Annotated in this window: 18 protein-coding genes and 2 pseudogenes; 15 read left to right on the top strand and 5 right to left on the bottom strand. The window is 60.6% G+C overall.

The genetic code is table 11. The annotated features are described in order from the left end of the window. The first annotated feature begins 61 nt into the window (after nucleotides 1-61). Complete coding sequence (locus FHX09_RS08705) at nucleotides 62-958, top strand: LysR substrate-binding domain-containing protein (RefSeq protein WP_007791595.1); 897 nt, start codon at nucleotides 62-64, stop codon at nucleotides 956-958. Here FHX09_RS08705 and FHX09_RS08700 read toward each other — a convergent pair whose 3' ends face one another. Together FHX09_RS08700 and FHX09_RS08695 are read right to left on the bottom strand one after the other, a co-directional pair. Then, nucleotides 959-1,618: a glutathione S-transferase family protein gene (locus tag FHX09_RS08700; protein ID WP_007791592.1), complete on the bottom strand. Its 660-nt coding sequence runs from the start codon at nucleotides 1,616-1,618 to the stop codon at nucleotides 959-961. It abuts the gene before it with no gap. A 97-nt stretch (nucleotides 1,619-1,715) separates the two neighbouring features. Further along, nucleotides 1,716-3,089 carry a TIGR03808 family TAT-translocated repetitive protein gene (locus FHX09_RS08695; protein ID WP_132588523.1) on the bottom strand — a complete coding sequence of 458 codons (1,374 nt, stop codon included), beginning with the start codon at nucleotides 3,087-3,089 and terminating at the stop codon, nucleotides 1,716-1,718. A gap of 120 nt (nucleotides 3,090-3,209) precedes the next feature. Between FHX09_RS08695 and FHX09_RS08690 the strand changes: the two genes are divergently transcribed. The 5 genes from FHX09_RS08690 to FHX09_RS08670 all read left to right on the top strand — a co-directional run bounded on the left by FHX09_RS08690 (nucleotide 3,210) and on the right by FHX09_RS08670 (nucleotide 8,719). Continuing rightward, nucleotides 3,210-4,220: a ligase-associated DNA damage response exonuclease gene (locus FHX09_RS08690; protein ID WP_132588524.1), complete on the top strand. Its 1,011-nt coding sequence runs from the start codon at nucleotides 3,210-3,212 to the stop codon at nucleotides 4,218-4,220. Then, complete coding sequence (locus FHX09_RS08685; RefSeq protein ID WP_007791585.1) at nucleotides 4,220-5,848, top strand: cisplatin damage response ATP-dependent DNA ligase; 1,629 nt, start codon at nucleotides 4,220-4,222, stop codon at nucleotides 5,846-5,848. The genes FHX09_RS08690 and FHX09_RS08685 overlap by 1 nt, the downstream gene beginning before the upstream one ends. A 110-nt stretch (nucleotides 5,849-5,958) precedes the next feature. After that, nucleotides 5,959-6,882 carry an alpha/beta fold hydrolase gene (locus FHX09_RS08680; RefSeq protein ID WP_132588525.1) on the top strand — a complete coding sequence of 308 codons (924 nt, stop codon included), beginning with the start codon at nucleotides 5,959-5,961 and terminating at the stop codon, nucleotides 6,880-6,882. A gap of 111 nt (nucleotides 6,883-6,993) precedes the next feature. Continuing rightward, nucleotides 6,994-7,830: a L,D-transpeptidase gene (locus tag FHX09_RS08675; RefSeq protein ID WP_132588526.1), complete on the top strand. Its 837-nt coding sequence runs from the start codon at nucleotides 6,994-6,996 to the stop codon at nucleotides 7,828-7,830. Nucleotides 7,831-7,996: 166 nt separating this feature from the next. Beyond that, nucleotides 7,997-8,719 (top strand): L,D-transpeptidase, encoded by a 723-nt coding sequence (locus tag FHX09_RS08670; RefSeq protein WP_007791575.1) that lies wholly within the window; start codon nucleotides 7,997-7,999, stop codon nucleotides 8,717-8,719. Between the two features lie 97 nt (nucleotides 8,720-8,816). Here FHX09_RS08670 and FHX09_RS08665 read toward each other — a convergent pair whose 3' ends face one another. Further along, the gene (locus FHX09_RS08665) at nucleotides 8,817-9,080 is read right to left on the bottom strand and encodes a DUF1127 domain-containing protein (protein ID WP_132588527.1); all 264 of its coding nucleotides are present in this window, start codon (nucleotides 9,078-9,080) and stop codon (nucleotides 8,817-8,819) included. A 187-nt stretch (nucleotides 9,081-9,267) separates the two neighbouring features. Here FHX09_RS08665 and FHX09_RS29765 point away from each other — a divergent pair. Then, nucleotides 9,268-9,447, top strand: a pseudogene (locus FHX09_RS29765) (winged helix-turn-helix domain-containing protein); the annotation flags it as partial. Between the two features lie 101 nt (nucleotides 9,448-9,548). Continuing rightward, the gene (locus tag FHX09_RS08660; protein WP_246699417.1) at nucleotides 9,549-10,091 is read left to right on the top strand and encodes a hypothetical protein; all 543 of its coding nucleotides are present in this window, start codon (nucleotides 9,549-9,551) and stop codon (nucleotides 10,089-10,091) included. 34 nt (nucleotides 10,092-10,125) lie between these two features. On the opposite strand, the gene FHX09_RS08655 is transcribed toward FHX09_RS08660, so the two are convergent. Next, complete coding sequence (locus tag FHX09_RS08655) at nucleotides 10,126-10,593, bottom strand: MarR family transcriptional regulator (RefSeq protein WP_007791567.1); 468 nt, start codon at nucleotides 10,591-10,593, stop codon at nucleotides 10,126-10,128. Between the two features lie 124 nt (nucleotides 10,594-10,717). On the opposite strand from FHX09_RS08655, the gene FHX09_RS08650 reads away from it, so the two are divergent. The 3 genes from FHX09_RS08650 (at nucleotide 10,718) to FHX09_RS08640 (ending at nucleotide 12,328) form a co-directional block, all read left to right on the top strand. Further along, on the top strand, nucleotides 10,718-11,140 hold the full coding sequence (locus FHX09_RS08650; protein ID WP_007791565.1) for an organic hydroperoxide resistance protein: 423 nt from the start codon (nucleotides 10,718-10,720) through the stop codon (nucleotides 11,138-11,140). Nucleotides 11,141-11,229: 89 nt separating this feature from the next. Beyond that, nucleotides 11,230-11,613: an antitoxin Xre-like helix-turn-helix domain-containing protein gene (locus tag FHX09_RS08645; protein WP_132588528.1), complete on the top strand. Its 384-nt coding sequence runs from the start codon at nucleotides 11,230-11,232 to the stop codon at nucleotides 11,611-11,613. Next, nucleotides 11,573-12,328, top strand: coding sequence for an RES family NAD+ phosphorylase (locus FHX09_RS08640; RefSeq protein ID WP_183721177.1), 756 nt, complete (start codon nucleotides 11,573-11,575; stop codon nucleotides 12,326-12,328). Before FHX09_RS08645 ends, FHX09_RS08640 begins: the two co-directional genes overlap by 41 nt. 26 nt (nucleotides 12,329-12,354) lie before the next feature. Here FHX09_RS08640 and FHX09_RS08635 read toward each other — a convergent pair whose 3' ends face one another. After that, nucleotides 12,355-12,801, bottom strand: a complete 447-nt coding sequence (locus FHX09_RS08635; RefSeq protein WP_007791555.1) for a MarR family winged helix-turn-helix transcriptional regulator — start codon at nucleotides 12,799-12,801, stop codon at nucleotides 12,355-12,357. An 89-nt stretch (nucleotides 12,802-12,890) separates the two neighbouring features. Here FHX09_RS08635 and FHX09_RS08630 point away from each other — a divergent pair, with 89 nt between their 5' ends. The 4 genes and pseudogenes from FHX09_RS08630 to FHX09_RS08615 all read left to right on the top strand — a co-directional run. Then, nucleotides 12,891-13,619: a thioredoxin family protein gene (locus tag FHX09_RS08630; protein WP_132588530.1), complete on the top strand. Its 729-nt coding sequence runs from the start codon at nucleotides 12,891-12,893 to the stop codon at nucleotides 13,617-13,619. 32 nt (nucleotides 13,620-13,651) lie between these two features. Next, nucleotides 13,652-14,119 carry a DUF1579 domain-containing protein gene (locus FHX09_RS08625; protein WP_132588531.1) on the top strand — a complete coding sequence of 156 codons (468 nt, stop codon included), beginning with the start codon at nucleotides 13,652-13,654 and terminating at the stop codon, nucleotides 14,117-14,119. Between the two features lie 76 nt (nucleotides 14,120-14,195). Further along, nucleotides 14,196-14,975 carry a VOC family protein gene (locus FHX09_RS08620; RefSeq protein ID WP_007791547.1) on the top strand — a complete coding sequence of 260 codons (780 nt, stop codon included), beginning with the start codon at nucleotides 14,196-14,198 and terminating at the stop codon, nucleotides 14,973-14,975. A 345-nt stretch (nucleotides 14,976-15,320) separates the two neighbouring features. Beyond that, nucleotides 15,321-17,369, top strand: a pseudogene (locus tag FHX09_RS08615) (hypothetical protein); the annotation flags it as partial.

The raw sequence follows: 17,369 nt of genomic DNA, 5'->3' as shown, positions 1-17,369 counted from the left end.
ATCGCGGCCGGTGAGACACGTTTCAATTGAGATTACCAATCTGTCAGTATAGAAAAACTATATGAGAAACCTGAACTCGGTTCATCTGAACGGATTGCGTGCGCTCGAAGCAGTCGGACGGCTCGGCTCCCTGCAGGCCGCGGCCGAGGAACTGGGCGTCTCGATCGGTGCGGTCAGCCAGCAGGTCATCAAGGCCGAGGCACAGCTCGATCAGGTGATTTTCGAACGCACGCCGAAAGGCATGGTCGCGACGGAGGCAGGCGCGCGCCTGCTGACCGGCTTGACGGAGGGCTTCAACGCCCTGTCACAGGCGGTGGCGACGACACAGCGGCACGACGACAGCATCCTGACGATCTCGGTGGCACCCGTCTTTGCCGCACGCTGGCTCGTCTATCGGCTCGATCGTTTTGCCGAGCGGCATCCCGAGATCAGCCTGCGGATGGATGCCACCACCCGGCTGGTCAATCCGGCGCTGTGCGATATCGATATCGGCATTCGTGTCGGCAACGGGCAGTGGCCCGATGTGAAGGCGGAATTGTTGCTTCAGCAGGAGGTCTTCCCGGTCTGCTCGCCTGTCATGGCGGCGCGACTGCGCGAGCCGGCCGATATCCTGTCGCTTCCGGCCGTGATCGATGGCCGCGCCATGTTCACCTGGGAGGTGTGGATGCGCGAGGCCGGCCTTTCCGGCAAGACGCTCGATACCCGCCACATCTTCAACGACGCCTCGCTCTGTCTCGATGCGGCAATCGCAGGCCAGGGCGTCATGCTCGCCTGGCAGACGCTGGCAGGCTTTGCCCTGCAGCAGCAGCAGTTGGTCGCGCCCTTCGGCATTCGCGCCCAAACCGGCTTCGGCCACTATTTCGTAACGGCCGAAGGTTCGCGCGAGCCCAGGAAGGTTAGGGATTTCAAGGCCTGGATCCGCGAGGAAATGGCAGGCACCCTGAAGCTCTTCCCCTGATCAGATCGGCTCCTCAGAACGCGTCGCCTGCATGGCAATGTAGGCTGGTCGCGACTGGCAGCGCTTGATCCAGGCGCTGATGTTGGGATGGGCGTCGAACAGCGCCTGTTCCGTCTGCGCGTAGCGAAGCACCTCGGCGATATTGAGATCGGCTGCCGTGAAGCGGTTGCCGACGACGTAGTCGTTCGTCGCCAGATGCTTCTCCAGGGTCGCAAACGACTTCTTCAGCGAGCGCACCGCTACGCCGATCGTCGCCTTGCCCTCGTCGCTGTTCTGCTTCTCGTCGTCATAGACGTAGACGATCTTCACCGTATGCGGTTCCACCTCGGTTGCCGCCCAGATGGTCCACATCGTCATCAAACCGTCTTCCTCGACGGTTTGACCAGCAATGGGGCCGCCATGCTTGCGCGCAAGGTAGAGCGTGATGGCAAGCGACTCATGCATCACAAGGTCGCCGTCCTTGATGCTGGGGATGAGCGCCATCGGATTGATCGCCAGGAAATCGGGCGATAGCGTGTTAACAGGCGCATCGGCGGCAAGTGGATTGGCAAGACGCCGGGCTTGAATGACCCGCACGGAATCGAATTCCAGCCCCAGTTCCTCGGCCATCCAGTAAACGCGCGAGGCGCGCGAGCGATAGACCCCATAGATTGTCAGCATTTCTACATCCCCGGTTCGACTGGCCACAGGGTAGGAGCCGAAGCGTCCCAACGGAAGCTGCCGAGCCTTATGAATCGATGAAAGCTTTTGATGTTTCTCAGGAGATGCGGTTGCGCTCGACCGTCAGCTGCGCAAAACGTGAGGAGCCCGTGGCCGCCAGTTCTCCTGATACCTTCTTGTCCCATTCGAAGCCGAGGACAGCGCCCCCGGGTGTCTCCTGAAACACATTGTCGGTGATGACGGCCGTTCCCGCGCCCTTCGCCACCGAGACCGCACAGCCGATCGGCGCCTTGCGGATGACGTTTCCGGTCACGACAAGATTGCGCAGATACGGTCCCCAGCCGAGTTGCATGCCCCATCGTGGAGCACCTTCGATGATGTTGCCGGAGACCAGCGTGTCCGCCTCGGCGGCAATGCCGATACCGAAGCCGACCTCATGTTCGTAAGGGCCCTTGAGTGTGAGGTTGCGCACGACGTTGCCGGTGACGCTTGCCAGCCTGCCGCCCTGGTCGAAATTAGCGATCGAGATGCCGTTTGCCGCGCCGTCCACCATGTTGTTGGAGACGATAGCGCCCTCAAATTCGAATTCGACATAGATCGCTGTCTCGCCCGAGCGCTGGCACTGGTTGCCGGTGATCTGGATGTCGGAGGCCGAATTGGCGCGGATGGCGGTAAAGGCGCAGTCGGATATGTGGTTGTTCGCCACCATGACGTTGTCGGCACGAAAGATGTTGATGCCGTTACCGTTCTGGCCGGTGCCGCCGTCATTGGCCCTGATCCGGTAGATGCGGTTGCCGTTGACGACGCTGTTGTCCGTCGCCTTCTTCCAGCGGTGCACGAGAATGCCGCCATTGCCGCAATCGAAGGCCTCGTTGCCGGTAATCGAGAGCGCATCGGATTCAACCGCGTATATGCCAGAATGGCCCGCGCCGGAGATGCGGCTACGCTCGATCCGGCCACCGCATCGCTCCAGTTGGACGGCATGTTTGCGGCTGCCGGAGATCTGGCAATTGTCGATCATCACCTCGTCGACGCCGGTAAATTGCAGCAGCGCGCCGGCATAGTCGCCGAGCCAGCGGTTCTGCCCGTCGATGACGATATTGGATAGCTCGACGCGCTTGACGTTTTCCGCGCTTAAGAGGTGGCCTTCGCCGGTATAGACGATACGCGACGCCCCGGGTACGCCTGTTATCCGCGTATTCTCCGGCAGCACGAGATTGGAAACCTTGTAGGTGCCGGGCGGCAGGAAAACCGGCACGTTTTGCACTGCGGCCTGATCAATCATCTTCTGCAGGCTGACGCTCTGGCGATCGGCCGCGCTCGGCGTCGTCTTGTATTGCACAGCATCGATCGCGCCGCGCAGACCGCCCTTGCGCGTGGTCGCAAAGCTGCGGGAGGCCATCAGTGCAAGCGCGGATGCTCCCGCAAGGCGGAGCAGATAACGGCGGGAGGTTAACGGACTTTCCTTCATTTCTACTGCTCTGCAGGAAACGTGCCAGCGCGCCTGTTTCATTTTGGTGCAGATCAACATCTCCTGTCTGCGAAGCGCGTGCCACTGGCCCTTCCATTCTTTCCCGCTATCTTTGCATGCATGAGACCAGACGCCTTGCTCTATCCCGCCCCCGAAGGGCTCTATTGTCCCGAGGGAGGATTCTATGTGGATCCCGTGCGGCCGGTCGAGCGAGCCCTGATCACCCACGGACATTCGGACCATGCGCGGCCCGGCCACACGAACGTGCTCGCCACGCGCCAGACGCTTGATATCATGCAGATCCGCTATGGTGAGGGCTTCTGCACAAATGAGCAGGCCGTCGCATTCGGAGAGGAAATCCTGATCAACGGCGTCAGGGTCAGCTTTCATCCCGCCGGCCATGTGCTCGGCTCGGCGCAGATCGCCATCGAGAAGAACGGCACGCGCATCGTCGTCTCCGGCGATTACAAACGGCGCGCGGACCCGACATGCGCAGCCTATGTACCGGTGCCCTGCGATGTCTTCATTACCGAGGCCACCTTCGGGCTGCCCGTCTTCCATCACCCGGATCCGGTCGACGAAATGGGTAAGCTCTATGCGTCGTTGCGGCAGTTTCCGGAGCGCACGCATCTGATCGGCGCCTATGCGCTTGGAAAGGCGCAGCGCGTCATCCGCCTGCTGCGCGATACAGGCTATGACCAGCCGATCTATATCCACGGCGCGATGGAAAGGCTCTGTGATTACTACGTCAGTCAGGGTATCGAACTCGGTGAACTTCGACCCGCGACCATTGAGAGCAGCGACAAGTCCGCCTTCAAGGGAGCAATCGTCGTCGGCCCGTCATCCGCCTTTGCCGATCGCTGGGCGCGACGCTTCAATGAGCCGTTGCCGGCGTTTGCCTCGGGCTGGATGATGGTGCGCCAGCGCGCCAAGCAGCAAGGTGTCGAACTGCCGCTCGTCATCTCCGATCATTGCGACTGGCCGGAACTGACCGAGACGATCAGCGATCTGCGTCCTGAGGAGGTTTGGGTGACGCACGGCCGCGAGGAGGCGCTGGTACGCTGGTGCCAGCTGCAAGGCATCAAGGCTCGACCGCTCCATCTGGTCGGCTACGAAGACGAGGCCGACTGATGAAAGCCTTCGCCGACCTGCTCGACCGCCTCGTGCTCACCCCCAGCCGCAACGGCAAGCTGAAGCTGCTTACCGATTACTTCCACAACACCCCGGACCCGGATCGCGGCTACGGTCTTGCCGCCATCGCCGGCACGCTCGAAGTGCGCAACGTCAAGCCGGCCATGCTGCGCGAATTAGTGCTGGAACGGATGGACGACGTGCTCTTCCGCTATTCCTACGACTATGTCGGCGACCTCGCGGAGACGATCTCCCTTGTCTGGGACGCCGGGAAGGACATCGAGCGGTTGGCACTTGCCCAGCCGCGGCTCGGCGATGTCGTCCGGCAGATGAACGCGCTCGGGCGCACCGAAGTCCGCAGCTTCGTGCGCGACTTGCTCGATCGGCTGGACACGTCAGGTCGCTTCGCCTTCATTAAGCTCGCGACCGGGGCTCTCCGCATCGGGGTCTCGTCCCGCCTAGCGAAACAGGCGCTCGCCGACATGGGCGGCCGCGACGTGACCGAAATCGAGACGCTCTGGCATGGCCTGCAACCACCCTACGAACCGTTGTTTCGCTGGCTGGAAGGGCAGGGCGACAAGCCAATCCTGGCAACGCCGGCGATTTTCCACTCCGTCATGCTTGCCAATCCGGTCGAGGAGGGGGATCTGGAACAACTCGATCCAGCCGAATATGCCGCGGAATGGAAGTGGGACGGCATTCGCGTGCAGCTGTCGCGTTCCGGAGATACGCGCAAGATCTATTCGCGTTCCGGCGACGATATCTCGGGCGCGTTTCCCGATATCGTCGATTCGATCAGCTTTGACGGGGTGATGGACGGCGAGCTGCTCGTTGGCGGAACCACCCGTTCGAACAGCCCGACGCGTACCTTCTCCGATCTACAGCAACGCCTGAATCGCAAGACGGTGACGACGAAGATGCTCGACGAGTATCCGGCCTTCATTCGTGCCTACGATCTGCTCTTCGATCGGGAGGAGGACGTGCGTGGCCGCTCCTATGTCGATCGCCGTGCGCGTCTTGCGGAGGTCATCGACCATGCGCCGCACGACCGCTTCGATCTGTCCCCGCTGGTCGAGTTCTCGTCGTGGGACGAACTGGATCAGCTGCGGTCCTCGCCGCCGGATCCTGTCATCGAAGGGGTGATGATCAAGCGCCGCGACAGCATTTATCAGGCGGGGCGGCTGAAGGGGCCGTGGTTCAAGTGGAAGCGCAATCCCTACAATGTTGACGCCGTGCTGATGTATGCGCAGCGCGGCCACGGCAAGCGCTCCAGCTACTATTCGGACTTCACCTTCGGTGTCTGGACAGAGACCCCGGAAGGTGAACAGTTGGTGCCGGTCGGCAAGGCCTATTTCGGCTTCACGGATGCCGAACTCGAAGTGCTGGACAAGTTCGTTCGCAACAACACGACGGAGCGCTTTGGCCCGGTGCGCGCCGTCAGGGCGGATAGGGACTTCGGCTTCGTTGTGGAGGTCGCCTTCGAAGGCATCAACCGGTCCACCCGCCACAAGTCCGGTGTTGCGATGCGCTTTCCGCGAATCTCCCGCCTGCGCCCCGACAAACCATCCTATGAGGCGGATCGTCTCCAGACACTGGTCGCCATGATCGATGCCAAGGGCGAGCAGTAGGTTTTCTTGGCGCAAAACGCCGCAGGGCCACCTTTTTCAACACAACGTGTGTTGGCGACCGGACGCTTCCGGTGCAATTCTCGAATCGCCGGGAACGATGGAAGCGTGAAATGACGTCAGACGAAGGTAATTCTTTTCTCCGCCAGCGCCGCTCGGTTCTCGCAGGCCTGGCTGGAGCTCTTCTGCTCCCGCGCATGGCAAGTGCATTCGAGGTTCCGGACGTGCCGAGGCTGATCGATCACGACTATGCCAAGGTTCGCAAGCGCTTCCATACCAAGCTGCTGCAGAAGGGGCCGGCTCCCGACAAGTACGAGCCGCTCGACGCTCCCGCGGACGGTGAGAAGATTTTCTATCGCTCCGGTTACGGCGGCGAATTGGAGCTGGTCGCCTGGGTCTCCAAATACAAGCGTGGCAGCAAGCCCAAACCGGGCGTTCTGTTCCTGCATGGGGGCAACGCCATGGGTCTTGGCCACTGGGTTCTGCTCAAGGCCTATGTCGACGCCGGATTCGTGGTGATGCTGCCGTCATTGCGCGGCGAAAACGGCCAGATGGGCAATTTCTCGGGCTTCTATGACGAGGTCGATGACGTGCTTTCGGCGGCCGATCGTCTGCAGCATCTTCCGGGCGTCGATGCCGACCGCCTGTTCGTCGCCGGCCACAGCATCGGTGGCACGCTGACCATGCTGGCAGCGATGAGCAGCCATAAGTTCCGCGCAGCTGCGCCGATCTCCGGCAATCCGGATGCCTTCCGCTTTTTCAATCGCTACCCGCAGGACATTCGTTTCGACGACGGCAACGCCCACGAATTCGAGGTCCGCAGCGCGCTCTGCTATGCCAAGAGCTTCAAATGCCCCGTTCGTATCGTGCACGGCACCGAGGAAGCGCATTTTAATGACCGCGCCGGCCTGCTTGCAAGCCGCGCCCGCTCCGGTGGTGTCCGTATCGAAACGGATACGGTGACCGGCAACCACACCTCGGCGCTGCCGGCGGAGATCGAACAGAGCATACGGTTCTTCCACGGCGTCGCGGCCTGATCGTGATGACGTCCATCGATGCGAGGCTGATCTAGTCACCAGCCTCGCGCCAGCCGCAAGTGCCATCCTTGCCGCAGCTATACGTCTCGCTGTTGTCGATGAGGGTATTTTATGATTGTTCTCAGCCGGGTGTCGCCATTTGTCGGGCTTGCGGCCGCTGCTCTTTGCCTGAGCGGTTGCAATATCCTGATCCCCGACACCGGTGCCACCGATCCGGCCCGCTTCGTGCAGGAAACGTCCCCTGTTTTCTATAACCCACCCGGTGTTGATCCCATGCGGGTCAAGCCGGTGGATACGCCGATTCCGCAGAGGCCGGGTGTGCCGCCGACGATATACAATCAGACTTATGGCATCCCAGGCGCGAATTTTAGCCGGACCTACGGCCTGCCGGTCACCAATCCGGTGAACAGCGCCATGTATGGTCAGGTGCGCGACACCGACTTCACCTTGCCGGCCATACCGATCAGCCGCATCGATCCGCAGTATCTGCGCCAGGAAGTCGATTATCCGACCAATGAGAAGCCGGGCACGATCATCGTCGATACGAAGAGCAAGCACCTCTATTTCGTTGAGCCGGGCGGCAAGGCGATGCGCTATGGCGTCGGCCTTGGCCGCGAAGGCTACGCATGGTCCGGCCGCGGCGTCATTCAATGGAAGCAGAAATGGCCACGCTGGACACCGCCGGCAGAAATGGTCTCGCGTCAGCCGGATATACGCGCCTTTTCCGCAGAAAACGGCGGCATGAACCCCGGCCTCGGAAATCCGCTCGGTGCCCGTGCCCTCTACATCTTCAAGGATGGACAGGATACGCTTTACCGTATCCACGGGACGCCGGACTGGCAGTCGGTCGGAAAGGCCACGTCGTCGGGTTGCGTGCGCATGCTGAACCAGGACGTCGTCGACCTTTACAACCGTGTTCCGGCGAAGACAGAGATCGTCGTGATGTAGCGGCGCAACAGGGTTTGGGATATCGTGTGTCGCGGGCGGACACGACTTCGTGAGGTGATGGTTTATTTAGCGCAAGCGGATAGATTTCCCGTGCGTCACCGGCGTTGAATCACCCTCCGCGAAGGGCGTTCGTCCTTCCAGCGCAACAGGAAACCAGACCCGCGTTATGAGCTTTGAAAAATCCCTTTCCCGCCGCAGCTTCCTTTCGCTTTCGGCAATGACCGCAGCTTCGGCGCTGACCGGGTGCGCATCTACGGCTGGGCCGCCTCCCGTGGCTCAGCCGGTCGTCATGCGCAATCCGATCAACATGTTCCAGGCGCCGCAGACGCCGGGTGATGCCGAGCTGGCGGTGATGTATGGTCCGATTGAGGACGGTGGCTTTCTCATTCCGGCCGTGCCTTACCAGCAGATCGATCCGCGCTTCTATCGCCAACAGGTCGTCGATCCGACCGGCCAGGCGCCCGGCACGATTGTCGTCGATACGCCCTCGCGTTTCCTCTACCTCGTCCAGCCCGGCGGCACCGCGATGCGCTACGGCGTCGGCATTGGTCGTGAAGGCTTCGCCTGGCAGGGTTCCGGCGTTATCCAGTGGCGTCAGAGATGGCCGCGCTGGAAGCCGCCGAACGAGATGGTCGCGCGTCAGCCCGAACTCGCCAAGTATTCGATCGAGAACGGCGGCATGGAGCCGGGCTTGAAGAACCCGCTCGGCGCGCGTGCGCTCTACATCTTCTCGAATGGCGAAGACACGCTCTATCGCCTGCATGGCAACCCGGAATGGCGCTCGATCGGCAAGGCCGTTTCGTCAGGCTGCGTGCGCCTGCTGAACCAGGACATCATCGACCTCTATGACCGCGTGCCGAACAAGGCACCGGTCGTCGTTCTGCAGTGATCGATTTGCATCCTGGTGTCTCCCTTTCCCAAGGGAGACGCCATCTTCCCAAGGGAGACAGTGTGGTCTTCTGGCGCGAGTTTGTCGGAGTTGAAATCTACCGCCACGAATAGCTTTTGGACATGATCGGGTCGGGACCGGAGCCTCTCGCTGACTCATGCCAACCGGCGAACTCTTCGTGTCTGACAATGCCGATATCGGCGAGCTGCTCGTCGTCAAGCTTGTCCAACGACCGGCACGCAACGTGATCTGCAGGCGCTGCATGGCCATGCGGGACCAAATGCGCGAGCGCGTGCCATGTTCCCGAAAACGCCGCTGTCGGCGAAAAAGCGCGAACGCCATGTAGGTGCAGGAATGTCATGGTAGCCCCCCAAGCTGCAGTCGTATTGGCAAAGCCTCCCATTTACCCGTGTGGTTGTCGTGAAGACCCGCTGAAGCGCTTTTGAAATTTCTCTGAAATTCTTTGGTTTCGGTGTCGTGCTTGGATACACTTCGTTGTCGTGGTGGGAAGCGTTTGCTAAATTGCGCGCCAACATTCGGAGCATCCAATGTCGATGTTCGAATTCGCGGGACACCAGCTCGATTTGCAACAGGGCCGGCTGCACAAGGGCGGGCAGGATGTTCGTTTGCGCCCAAAATCCCCCCGGTTGCTGACTTATCTGCTTGAAAATTCGGGGCGCGTCGTCACCAAGGACGAATTGGTTTCAGCTGTCTGGCCAAATGTGGCTGTCACGGACGGCTCGCTCAGCCAGTGCATGACGGATATACGCAGGACGCTGGGTGAGGGCGCGGCAAGCTCATTCGCACCATTCCACGCCGCGGTTATGCCTTGGACGAGAAGCTCGTGCTGCGCAGCGAGGCTCCGCCACCGCCCGCGGGGATCGGTCCGTCGGGGCGGCCCTCGATCGCGGTTCTTCCGTTCACGGTCGCGGTGCCCGGCGGTCGGCACACGTGGATTGCCGACGGCATTGTCGAGGACATCATCACTGCCTTGGCGAAGATTCCCAATCTCTTTGTCGCATCGAAGAACTTGAGCTTCTCCTATCGCGACAAGGTCGACCGCCTGCCGGACGTCGCGCTAGCGCTTGGTGTACACTATGTTCTCAGCGGAAGCGCTCGCGTGAGCGGCCACGAACTGCGTCTAACGACCGAGCTTGTCGATGCGCGAACCGGCGGAATCATCTGGGCGGAACGCTTTGATCGTCATTTCGGGCAGATCTTCGCGGTTCAGGACGAAATAACGACGGCCGTTGTCGAGCGGCTGAAGATCGAGCTTCTGCAGGAAAGTCGGCCCCCTGCTGCCATCGAAAACCATCGAGAATTCGACCTTCTGCGCAACCATTCCCGCCATGCTGCCCTGTGGGATCGGTAAGCTTGGGCCAATCCCGTTGCTGCCAGCGCGACCCCTATACCGCAGCCGTGAGGTTGGACCGCAGCCCCTTCAGCATCTCGCGTATTGTCTTTATTTCCTCGAGTGTGCAGCCCGCAGCCTGGCCGATCGCGCTCATGATGGTATCGATTTCGCTCCGCATGGCGCGGCCTTTCTCGGTCAGCGACACGATGACCTGCCGTTCGTCGCGGGAATCGCGGGTGCGCTTGATCAGGCCATTTTGCTCGAGGCGTTTGAGCAGCGGCGATAGCGTGCCCGAATCGAGATCGAGCTGTTCGCCGATCGCCTTGACCGGCTGCTCGGATTTTTCCCACAGCGCCAGCATTACAAGATATTGCGGGTAGGTAAGGCCGACCTTGTCGAGAATCGGCTTGTAGGCGCGGGTGAAGGCATGCGCGGTCGAATAGACCGCAAAACAGAGCTGGTTGTCGAGCCGCTTTTCTTCTTCCGGAATTTCCATCGTCTTTGCCAGATGCGCTTTCATTGTCGTCCTTTCCTAGGGAACAATTGTCCTCTTTTCGAATTCGAAATGCAATTTGCAAAATTAACTTGCACACAATTTAATTGTGCATTATACAAAATCCAACCCCAACGCAAAGGAGACTGACATGCCTATCCTCTATACGACCAAAGCTTCCGCCACCGGTGGCCGCGCGGGCCGCGCCGTTTCCGAAAACGGCGTTCTCGATGTCACGCTGACTGTTCCGAAGGAACTCGGCGGCGACGGCGCAACCGGCACCAACCCGGAACAACTCTTTGCAGCCGGTTATTCGGCCTGCTTCCTCGGTGCCTTGAAATTTGTCGCCGGCAAGGAAAAGGTCAAGATTCCCGAAGAGACCACGGTCAGCGCCACCGTCGGCATCGGCCCGCGTGAAGACGGCACGGGCTTCGGCATCGAAGTCGCCCTGACGGTGAACATTCCCGGCCTCGACAAGCCGACCGCTGAGAAGCTTGCCGCTGCAGCGCACATCGTCTGCCCCTATAGCCACGCCATGCGCACGTCGACGGAAGTTCCGGTCACCGTTGCTTGATCATAAGTGCAAAAAGAGCGTCGTGCATGGCGACGCTCTTTTCATGTGAAATTAAAGTGCTATATTCTTTCCAGCGAAAGGAATATGGCATGGCTATAGCACACCCGATCTCCGGCGCCCGGTCCCCCGAGGCTGCCGTGATCACCAAAGCGGCCGTTAATGCCGCCGACCATCTTGGCCTCAACGCTCGAACGCTTTCGGCGGTGCTCGGTGTTTCCGAGGCAACCGTCTCGCGTATGAAGCGGCAGGATTATCTGCTGGAGCGCGGCTCGAAGTCCTTTGAACTCGCTATCCTGCTCGTGCGTCTGTTTCGTTCACTCGATGCGATTGTCGGCGGCGACGAGGCCGTTGCCCGTCAATGGCTGCGCAACGCCAACACCGCACTCGGCGCGACGCCGCTGGAAAAGATCGTCAGCATCTCGGGATTGACCGATGTCATTGCCTATTTGGACGCCCGCCGCGCTATCGTCTGAGACACGGGCGATCTCGGGCAGATTCTGGCGTCTGGTCGAGGCGCAGCATCAGATTTCGACGCTTAAACTCGTCGATACACTCGAGGAGCAGGCGCTGCTTGAAACCTTGCTCGAAGAAAGTAAGCCGGCGCTGCCGCCGGAGTGCATCGGGCTGGACTACCTGCTCGCCACGCCGTTCCGCTATGGTGCCGTCTATCCGCATGGCTCGCGTTTCCGCCGGGCAGGGCGCACGCTCGGTGTCTTCTACGCATCCGAGCGGGTGAAAACTGCACTTGCGGAAATGGCTTTCTACCGGCTGCTCTTCTATTCCGAGTCGCCCGCTACGGCGCCTCCCGGCAATGCCGCCGAATACACCGCTTTTGCTGCGGCCATCGCGACACCGTCAGCAATCGATCTCGCGCGCCCTCCGCTCGATGCCGATCGGGCGACATGGACCGATCCACAGAACTATGCGCCCTGCCAAGCTCTCGCCGACGCTGCACGGGAGGCCGGCTGCCGGGCCATCCTCTACGAATCCGTGCGGGATCCGCAGCGCGGCCGCAATATCGCGCTTTTGACGGCTGCGGCGTTCGCCGCCCGCGAGCCCGTTGAACGCCAGACATGGAGGATCCGGCTCTCGGGAATTGGCGTCCAGGCACTCTGCGATTTCCCAAAGGTCAGAATTGGATTCTCGGTGGAGGATTTCGCCAGGGATCCAAGAATGGCGCGCGGCTAAATGCATGCCGCATGCACGACCGGTCTTTAGGCGAGGGCCTGCAGGTCGCGTCGCAGCCTTTCCATATCACCACTCGGCAGGGCCTCATCGAGGCTGGCGTGGGTGCTTTCCCAGATCGGCAGCGCGGCGGCAAGCACAGCCTTGCCTTCCGGCGTCAGGCTAAGTAAGCGCCGGCGCTTGTCTTTCGCATTCTGCGTTACATTTACCCAACCACGGCGCTGCAATGGCTTGAGCGCTGCCGTCAATGTCGTCTGATCCATAGCAAGCAGGGTCGCGACCGGTCCCATCGGCGGTGGCTCCGGGCGGTTTAGCGACATCATCAGCGAGAACTGACCGTTGGTGAGCCCGACAGGGCGAAGGGCATCGTCGAAGAGCCGCGCCAGTGCGCGCGCCGCCCGTTGCACATGCAGGCACAGGCACGTGTCGCGTACGAGGAGCGTCGTTGAAAAAGGAATCTCTACTGCATTTGACATGCTCAATTTATATTGATATCAATGTAAATAGTCAAGGAAAAGGAGCATGGACCGCCACGTCTCGATCGCGCCGGAGGAGGGCGCACGCGATGCAGAACCAAGTCGTTTCCCGTGAAGAATGGCTGGAAGCCCGCCGCGCGCTGCTTCTCAAGGAGAAGGAAGCAACGCATCTGAGGGACAAGGTCAATGCCGAGCGCATGACTTTGCCCTGGGTCAAGGTCGACAAGAATTACGTGTTCGATACGCCGCAGGGAAAGAAAAGCCTTGCTGAACTCTTCGATCGTCGCAGCCAGCTGTTGATCTATCATTTCATGCTTGGACCCGATTGGGAGGCCGGTTGTCCGGGCTGCTCGTTCCTGTCCGATCATGTCGACGGAACGCTGCCGCATCTCAATAACCACGATGTCACCTGGGTCGCCGTCTCGCGCGCGCCGCTCGCCAAGATCGAGGCCTACAAGAGGCGAATGGGTTGGAAATTCCCGTGGGTTTCGTCCTTCGATAACAGCTTCAACTTCGACTACCACGTGTCCTTCAGCCCGGACGATCTGGCGAAGGACAAGGTCTTCTACAATTTCGAGGCAATCGAGCCCGCCAACGCCAATGACGAGCTTCCGGGCCTCAGTGCGTTCTACAAGAATGAGAATGGTGAGGTATTCCATACCTATTCGACCTATGCCCGCGGCCTTGAAGAGGCGGTCGGCACCTTGATGATCCTCGATCGCGCGCCAAAGGGCCGCAACGAGGACAGCACGATGGACTTCGTCAAGCGCCACGACGAATACGAACCGGCGAAGAACGCGCCATCCAGCTGTCACTGATATCTGCGACCATCATCCAGGGGAGAAGGACGATGCAGCAAGCGAAAGTTTTGAAGGAGCATGAATTCCTGGAAGATCTCGTCGGCCTCTGGGACGTGACGGCGCCCGAGATGACCGGACAGGAGCCATGGACGGAAATTGTGCGGTCGCTTCACGGGATTTGGTTCATCGCCGAAGGCTCCGGCCAGATGCCGGGCGGCGGAGCCGCGACGACGGTGCTGACCCTCGGCTACAGCGCCGATAAAGGCAAGTATGTCGGCACCTGGATCGGCACGATGATGGACCACTTATGGGTTTATGAGGGTGAGGTCTCCGACGACGGCAAGATCCTCAGCCTTTATACATCAGGCCCCGATTTCAGCGACGCAAACAAGCTCGCCGACTATCGCGAGCAGATCATCTTTCGCGATCGCGACCACCGCACGTTCAACTCCGCTGCCAAGCAACCGGACGGCAGCTGGAAGCAGTTCATGGAAGCGCATTACACCCGCAAGCGCTAGCTGCGGGTGAGCGGACAGTATCGCCGACGCGGTGCGGTCCGCAACCGACAATAACCCAGCGCAAATGGAGAACACGATGTCCGAAACCCACGGCAAATTCATCTGGTGCGAATTGATGACCCCCGATCCCAAGGCCGCAGCCGAATTCTACGGCAAGGTTGTCGGGTGGACGACGAGCGACATGAAGATCCAGGACCTGCCGCCCTATACCATCTTTGAAGCGAATGGTGCAGGCGTCGCCGGCCTCATGGATTTTCCCGCAGAACTCGAGGGGAAGGGCATTCCACCAAACTGGACGGGCTATGTTGCCGTCGATGATGTCGATCAAACGGCGAAGGATTTTGCTGCCAATGGTGGCTCGGTCCGCCGCCAGCCGGAGGATATTCCGACGGTCGGACGCTTTGCCGTCCTCGCCGATCCGCACGGCGCCGTGATCTGCGTCATGACCCCGCTGCCGAGAGACAATCCGACCCCGCCTGCGCCGATGGGTACGCCCGGCCATATCGGCTGGCACGAACTGATGGCCGGCAACATGGAGGAGGCCTTCGCCTTTTATTCGAAGATCTTTGGCTGGACCAAGGACCACGATTTCGACATGGGCGAAATGGGCGCGTATCGCATCTTCGCCGAGCATGGAAAGCAGATCGGCGGCATGATGACCAAACCCGCCAACGTGCCGATGTGCTATTGGGGTTACTACTTCAACGTGCCGGCGATCGACAGCGCCATCGAACGCGTCAATGCGGGCGGTGGCAAAGTGATCGTCGGTCCGATGGAAGTGCCCGGCGGCAGCTGGATCATCAATGCGACCGATCCGCAGGGCGCATTCTTCTGCCTCGTGGCGCCCACCCGATAGGCGCAGCGGAATGACCTTTTTGAGCTCAGTGCGAGACGGTGTCAGCCGTCTCGCACTGACGTGCATCGGAGGGTTCAAGCGTGCTGCCGGAATGTCCTGGAGGCGGCGTGGGTGTTGAATCGACGGCCCGGAACGCACGGCCATCAGCGCCGGAGCGTGTTTGTATTTCATTAATTTTATTAGAATTTTAGCGTTTCCAGCCACATTCAGCGCCTCGCCGTTAACTCTTCCTAAAACATTTTTGGGTGGATGCATAACCGGCTATGTCTTAGACGGCTGCAAGTATTGCTTTTGGCTCTTCTGCGTAATTGATTGGCCCCAGTTTCTCATTGGGGTTGTTTTGTTATGTCTATCGAAGATCCGCGCATTTCCGCTACTGCAAGCGAAAACGTCTCGCACGACTTCCGCCAGGACATTCATGAAGACGCAAGTATTGAGGCTTCCGCTCGTGAGGGCGTCGAGGTCGCGCAAGCCAATAATAGCCAGCAGCCTGAGAAGACCGACCGCGTGCCGGCGGCCCCGCAGACGGTAGCTGCGAACGCCCATCCCGCCGAAATCGTCCCGGATCAGAACAACATCGCCCATCTGCCGGCTGATGTATCGATCGACGACATTCGCGTCGAAGGCAACAATCTCGTGCTCGTTCAGGCCGACGGCACGGAGATCGTCATCGTCAACGGCGCCCTGCACGTGCCGACCTTCCTGCTTGGCGAAGTCGAGCTGCCGCAGCAGGCCGTGATCGCCGCCCTCGAGCAGAGCAACATCAACGTCGCGGCCGGTCCGGACGGCTCCTATTCTGCAAGCGCGGCTCCTCCGAGCTCCGGTGCCGACTTCCAGGACACGATCCAGCAGGACCCGAACGATCCGACACAGCTTGCGCAGTTGCTGGCCGACACGCAACAGCCCGACCCGGGCCCCGGCGATCGCCAGGAGCTGTTCGATGATCTGCCGACGATCTCCGACACCGCAACGCTGAGCCTGACGGAAACGGAAGGCCAGGAAGGCGGCTTCGAGACACAGTCGGTGAACGGCACGTTCGGCTTCGACGGCGGCGCAGACGTTGGCCAGATCACCGCGATCCAGTTCATCGATTCGTTGGACATGGATGAAGGCACGCAGAACGGTTCGCACCTTGATCTGACGTCCGACGGCAAGCCTGTCGTCATCACGGTCGATGGCCTGACTATCACCGGTAGCATCGACGGCCAGCCTGTCTTCGTCCTGACTGTTACGAACGCGGCAACCGGCGCCTTCACCTTTACCCAGTTCGGCCCGCTCGACCATCCGGACAAGGGACAGGCAGGTCTCGATGACGTCCTGCGTCTGCAGTTCAGCTATACCGTCACCGACAAGGACGGCGATTCCGCAACCGGCACCGCCTCGATCGACATCAATGACGACGCCCCGGTCGCCAATGCCGGCACGGCCTCGACCGTGGAAGACGAAGCGGTCAATGGCGGCAACAATGAAAGCGACGGCCTGTCGGCAACGGCCGGCGGGTCACTGAACATCAACTGGGGCGCAGACAGCGCCAATGACGGCAACGGCCAGCCGGGTGATCGCGCGGTTGCCTTCACCAATGCCGACGTCGCCGTTACTGGTGAGGCCGGCGAAACGCTGACGTCGCTCGGCCAGGCTGTGCACACGGTGCTGATCGATGGCGTTCTCGTTGGCTATACCGGCGAAACGACTCCGACGGCAGCGACCGGTGAAGGCGCCGCGAACGTCGTCTTCTTCGCCTCGGTTTCGGATGCAAGCTCAAATGGTTCCTACGCATTCACGCTGGTTCAGCCGCTGGATCATGTTGCCGGCAATGGCGAGAACCCGCTGTCGCTGACCTTCAATTACACGGCGACGGATTCGGACGGCGACACGGCGTCGAACACCTTCACGGTCAATGTCGTCGACGATCAGCCGGTCATCGGAAAGCCGGAGTCGGAATCCGTCAACGAAGACGACCTGCCGCACGGCAACGACATGGGCTTGCCGGAATCGACGGTCCAGCATGGAGACCTGAATATCTCCTGGGGCGCGGACAACAACAACGGCGGCATTGCCAACCGTTCGGTGGCTTTCGCGTCCGGCTTGACAGCACCGGAAGGTCTGAGTTCGAACGGCAAGCCGATCACCTACTCCTTCAACGAAGATCACACGGAACTGACGGCGAAGTCGTCCGACGGTCGCGTCGTGTTCACCGTGACCTTGTCTGATCAGAGCAGCGGCGGCTATGTCTTCACGCTGAAGGACAACATCGACCACGCGCCGAACAGCGACAGCCTGAAGCTGAACTTCGGCTTCACGGCGACGGATTCGGACGGCGACACGGCGTCGAACACCTTCACGGTCAATGTCGTCGACGATCAGCCGGTCATCGGAAAGCCGGAGTCGGAATCC

Origin of the sequence: Rhizobium sp. BK538 (genome assembly GCF_014197575.1) — a bacterium.
Lineage (GTDB): Bacteria > Pseudomonadota > Alphaproteobacteria > Rhizobiales > Rhizobiaceae > Rhizobium.
Note: the sequence above shows the minus strand (reverse complement) of the source record. Positions and strands in the feature narration are given on the sequence as shown.

What these genes read in the sequence shown, in the direction of transcription:
- FHX09_RS08690 (WP_132588524.1), top strand. Translation starts at nt 3,210, where the DNA reads ATGAGACCAGACGCCTTGCTCTATCCCGCCCCCGAAGGGCTCTATTGT.
- FHX09_RS08680 (WP_132588525.1), top strand. Translation starts at nt 5,959, where the DNA reads ATGACGTCAGACGAAGGTAATTCTTTTCTCCGCCAGCGCCGCTCGGTT.
- FHX09_RS08655 (WP_007791567.1), bottom strand. Translation starts at nt 10,593, where the DNA reads ATGAAAGCGCATCTGGCAAAGACGATGGAAATTCCGGAAGAAGAAAAG.
- FHX09_RS08705 (WP_007791595.1), top strand. Translation starts at nt 62, where the DNA reads ATGAGAAACCTGAACTCGGTTCATCTGAACGGATTGCGTGCGCTCGAA.
- FHX09_RS08675 (WP_132588526.1), top strand. Translation starts at nt 6,994, where the DNA reads ATGATTGTTCTCAGCCGGGTGTCGCCATTTGTCGGGCTTGCGGCCGCT.
- FHX09_RS08700 (WP_007791592.1), bottom strand. Translation starts at nt 1,618, where the DNA reads ATGCTGACAATCTATGGGGTCTATCGCTCGCGCGCCTCGCGCGTTTAC.
- FHX09_RS08620 (WP_007791547.1), top strand. Translation starts at nt 14,196, where the DNA reads ATGTCCGAAACCCACGGCAAATTCATCTGGTGCGAATTGATGACCCCC.
- FHX09_RS08685 (WP_007791585.1), top strand. Translation starts at nt 4,220, where the DNA reads ATGAAAGCCTTCGCCGACCTGCTCGACCGCCTCGTGCTCACCCCCAGC.
- FHX09_RS08625 (WP_132588531.1), top strand. Translation starts at nt 13,652, where the DNA reads ATGCAGCAAGCGAAAGTTTTGAAGGAGCATGAATTCCTGGAAGATCTC.
- FHX09_RS08630 (WP_132588530.1), top strand. Translation starts at nt 12,891, where the DNA reads ATGCAGAACCAAGTCGTTTCCCGTGAAGAATGGCTGGAAGCCCGCCGC.
- FHX09_RS08645 (WP_132588528.1), top strand. Translation starts at nt 11,230, where the DNA reads ATGGCTATAGCACACCCGATCTCCGGCGCCCGGTCCCCCGAGGCTGCC.
- FHX09_RS08665 (WP_132588527.1), bottom strand. Translation starts at nt 9,080, where the DNA reads ATGACATTCCTGCACCTACATGGCGTTCGCGCTTTTTCGCCGACAGCG.
- FHX09_RS08695 (WP_132588523.1), bottom strand. Translation starts at nt 3,089, where the DNA reads ATGAAGGAAAGTCCGTTAACCTCCCGCCGTTATCTGCTCCGCCTTGCG.
- FHX09_RS08650 (WP_007791565.1), top strand. Translation starts at nt 10,718, where the DNA reads ATGCCTATCCTCTATACGACCAAAGCTTCCGCCACCGGTGGCCGCGCG.
- FHX09_RS08670 (WP_007791575.1), top strand. Translation starts at nt 7,997, where the DNA reads ATGAGCTTTGAAAAATCCCTTTCCCGCCGCAGCTTCCTTTCGCTTTCG.
- FHX09_RS08635 (WP_007791555.1), bottom strand. Translation starts at nt 12,801, where the DNA reads ATGTCAAATGCAGTAGAGATTCCTTTTTCAACGACGCTCCTCGTACGC.
- FHX09_RS08640 (WP_183721177.1), top strand. Translation starts at nt 11,573, where the DNA reads ATGTCATTGCCTATTTGGACGCCCGCCGCGCTATCGTCTGAGACACGG.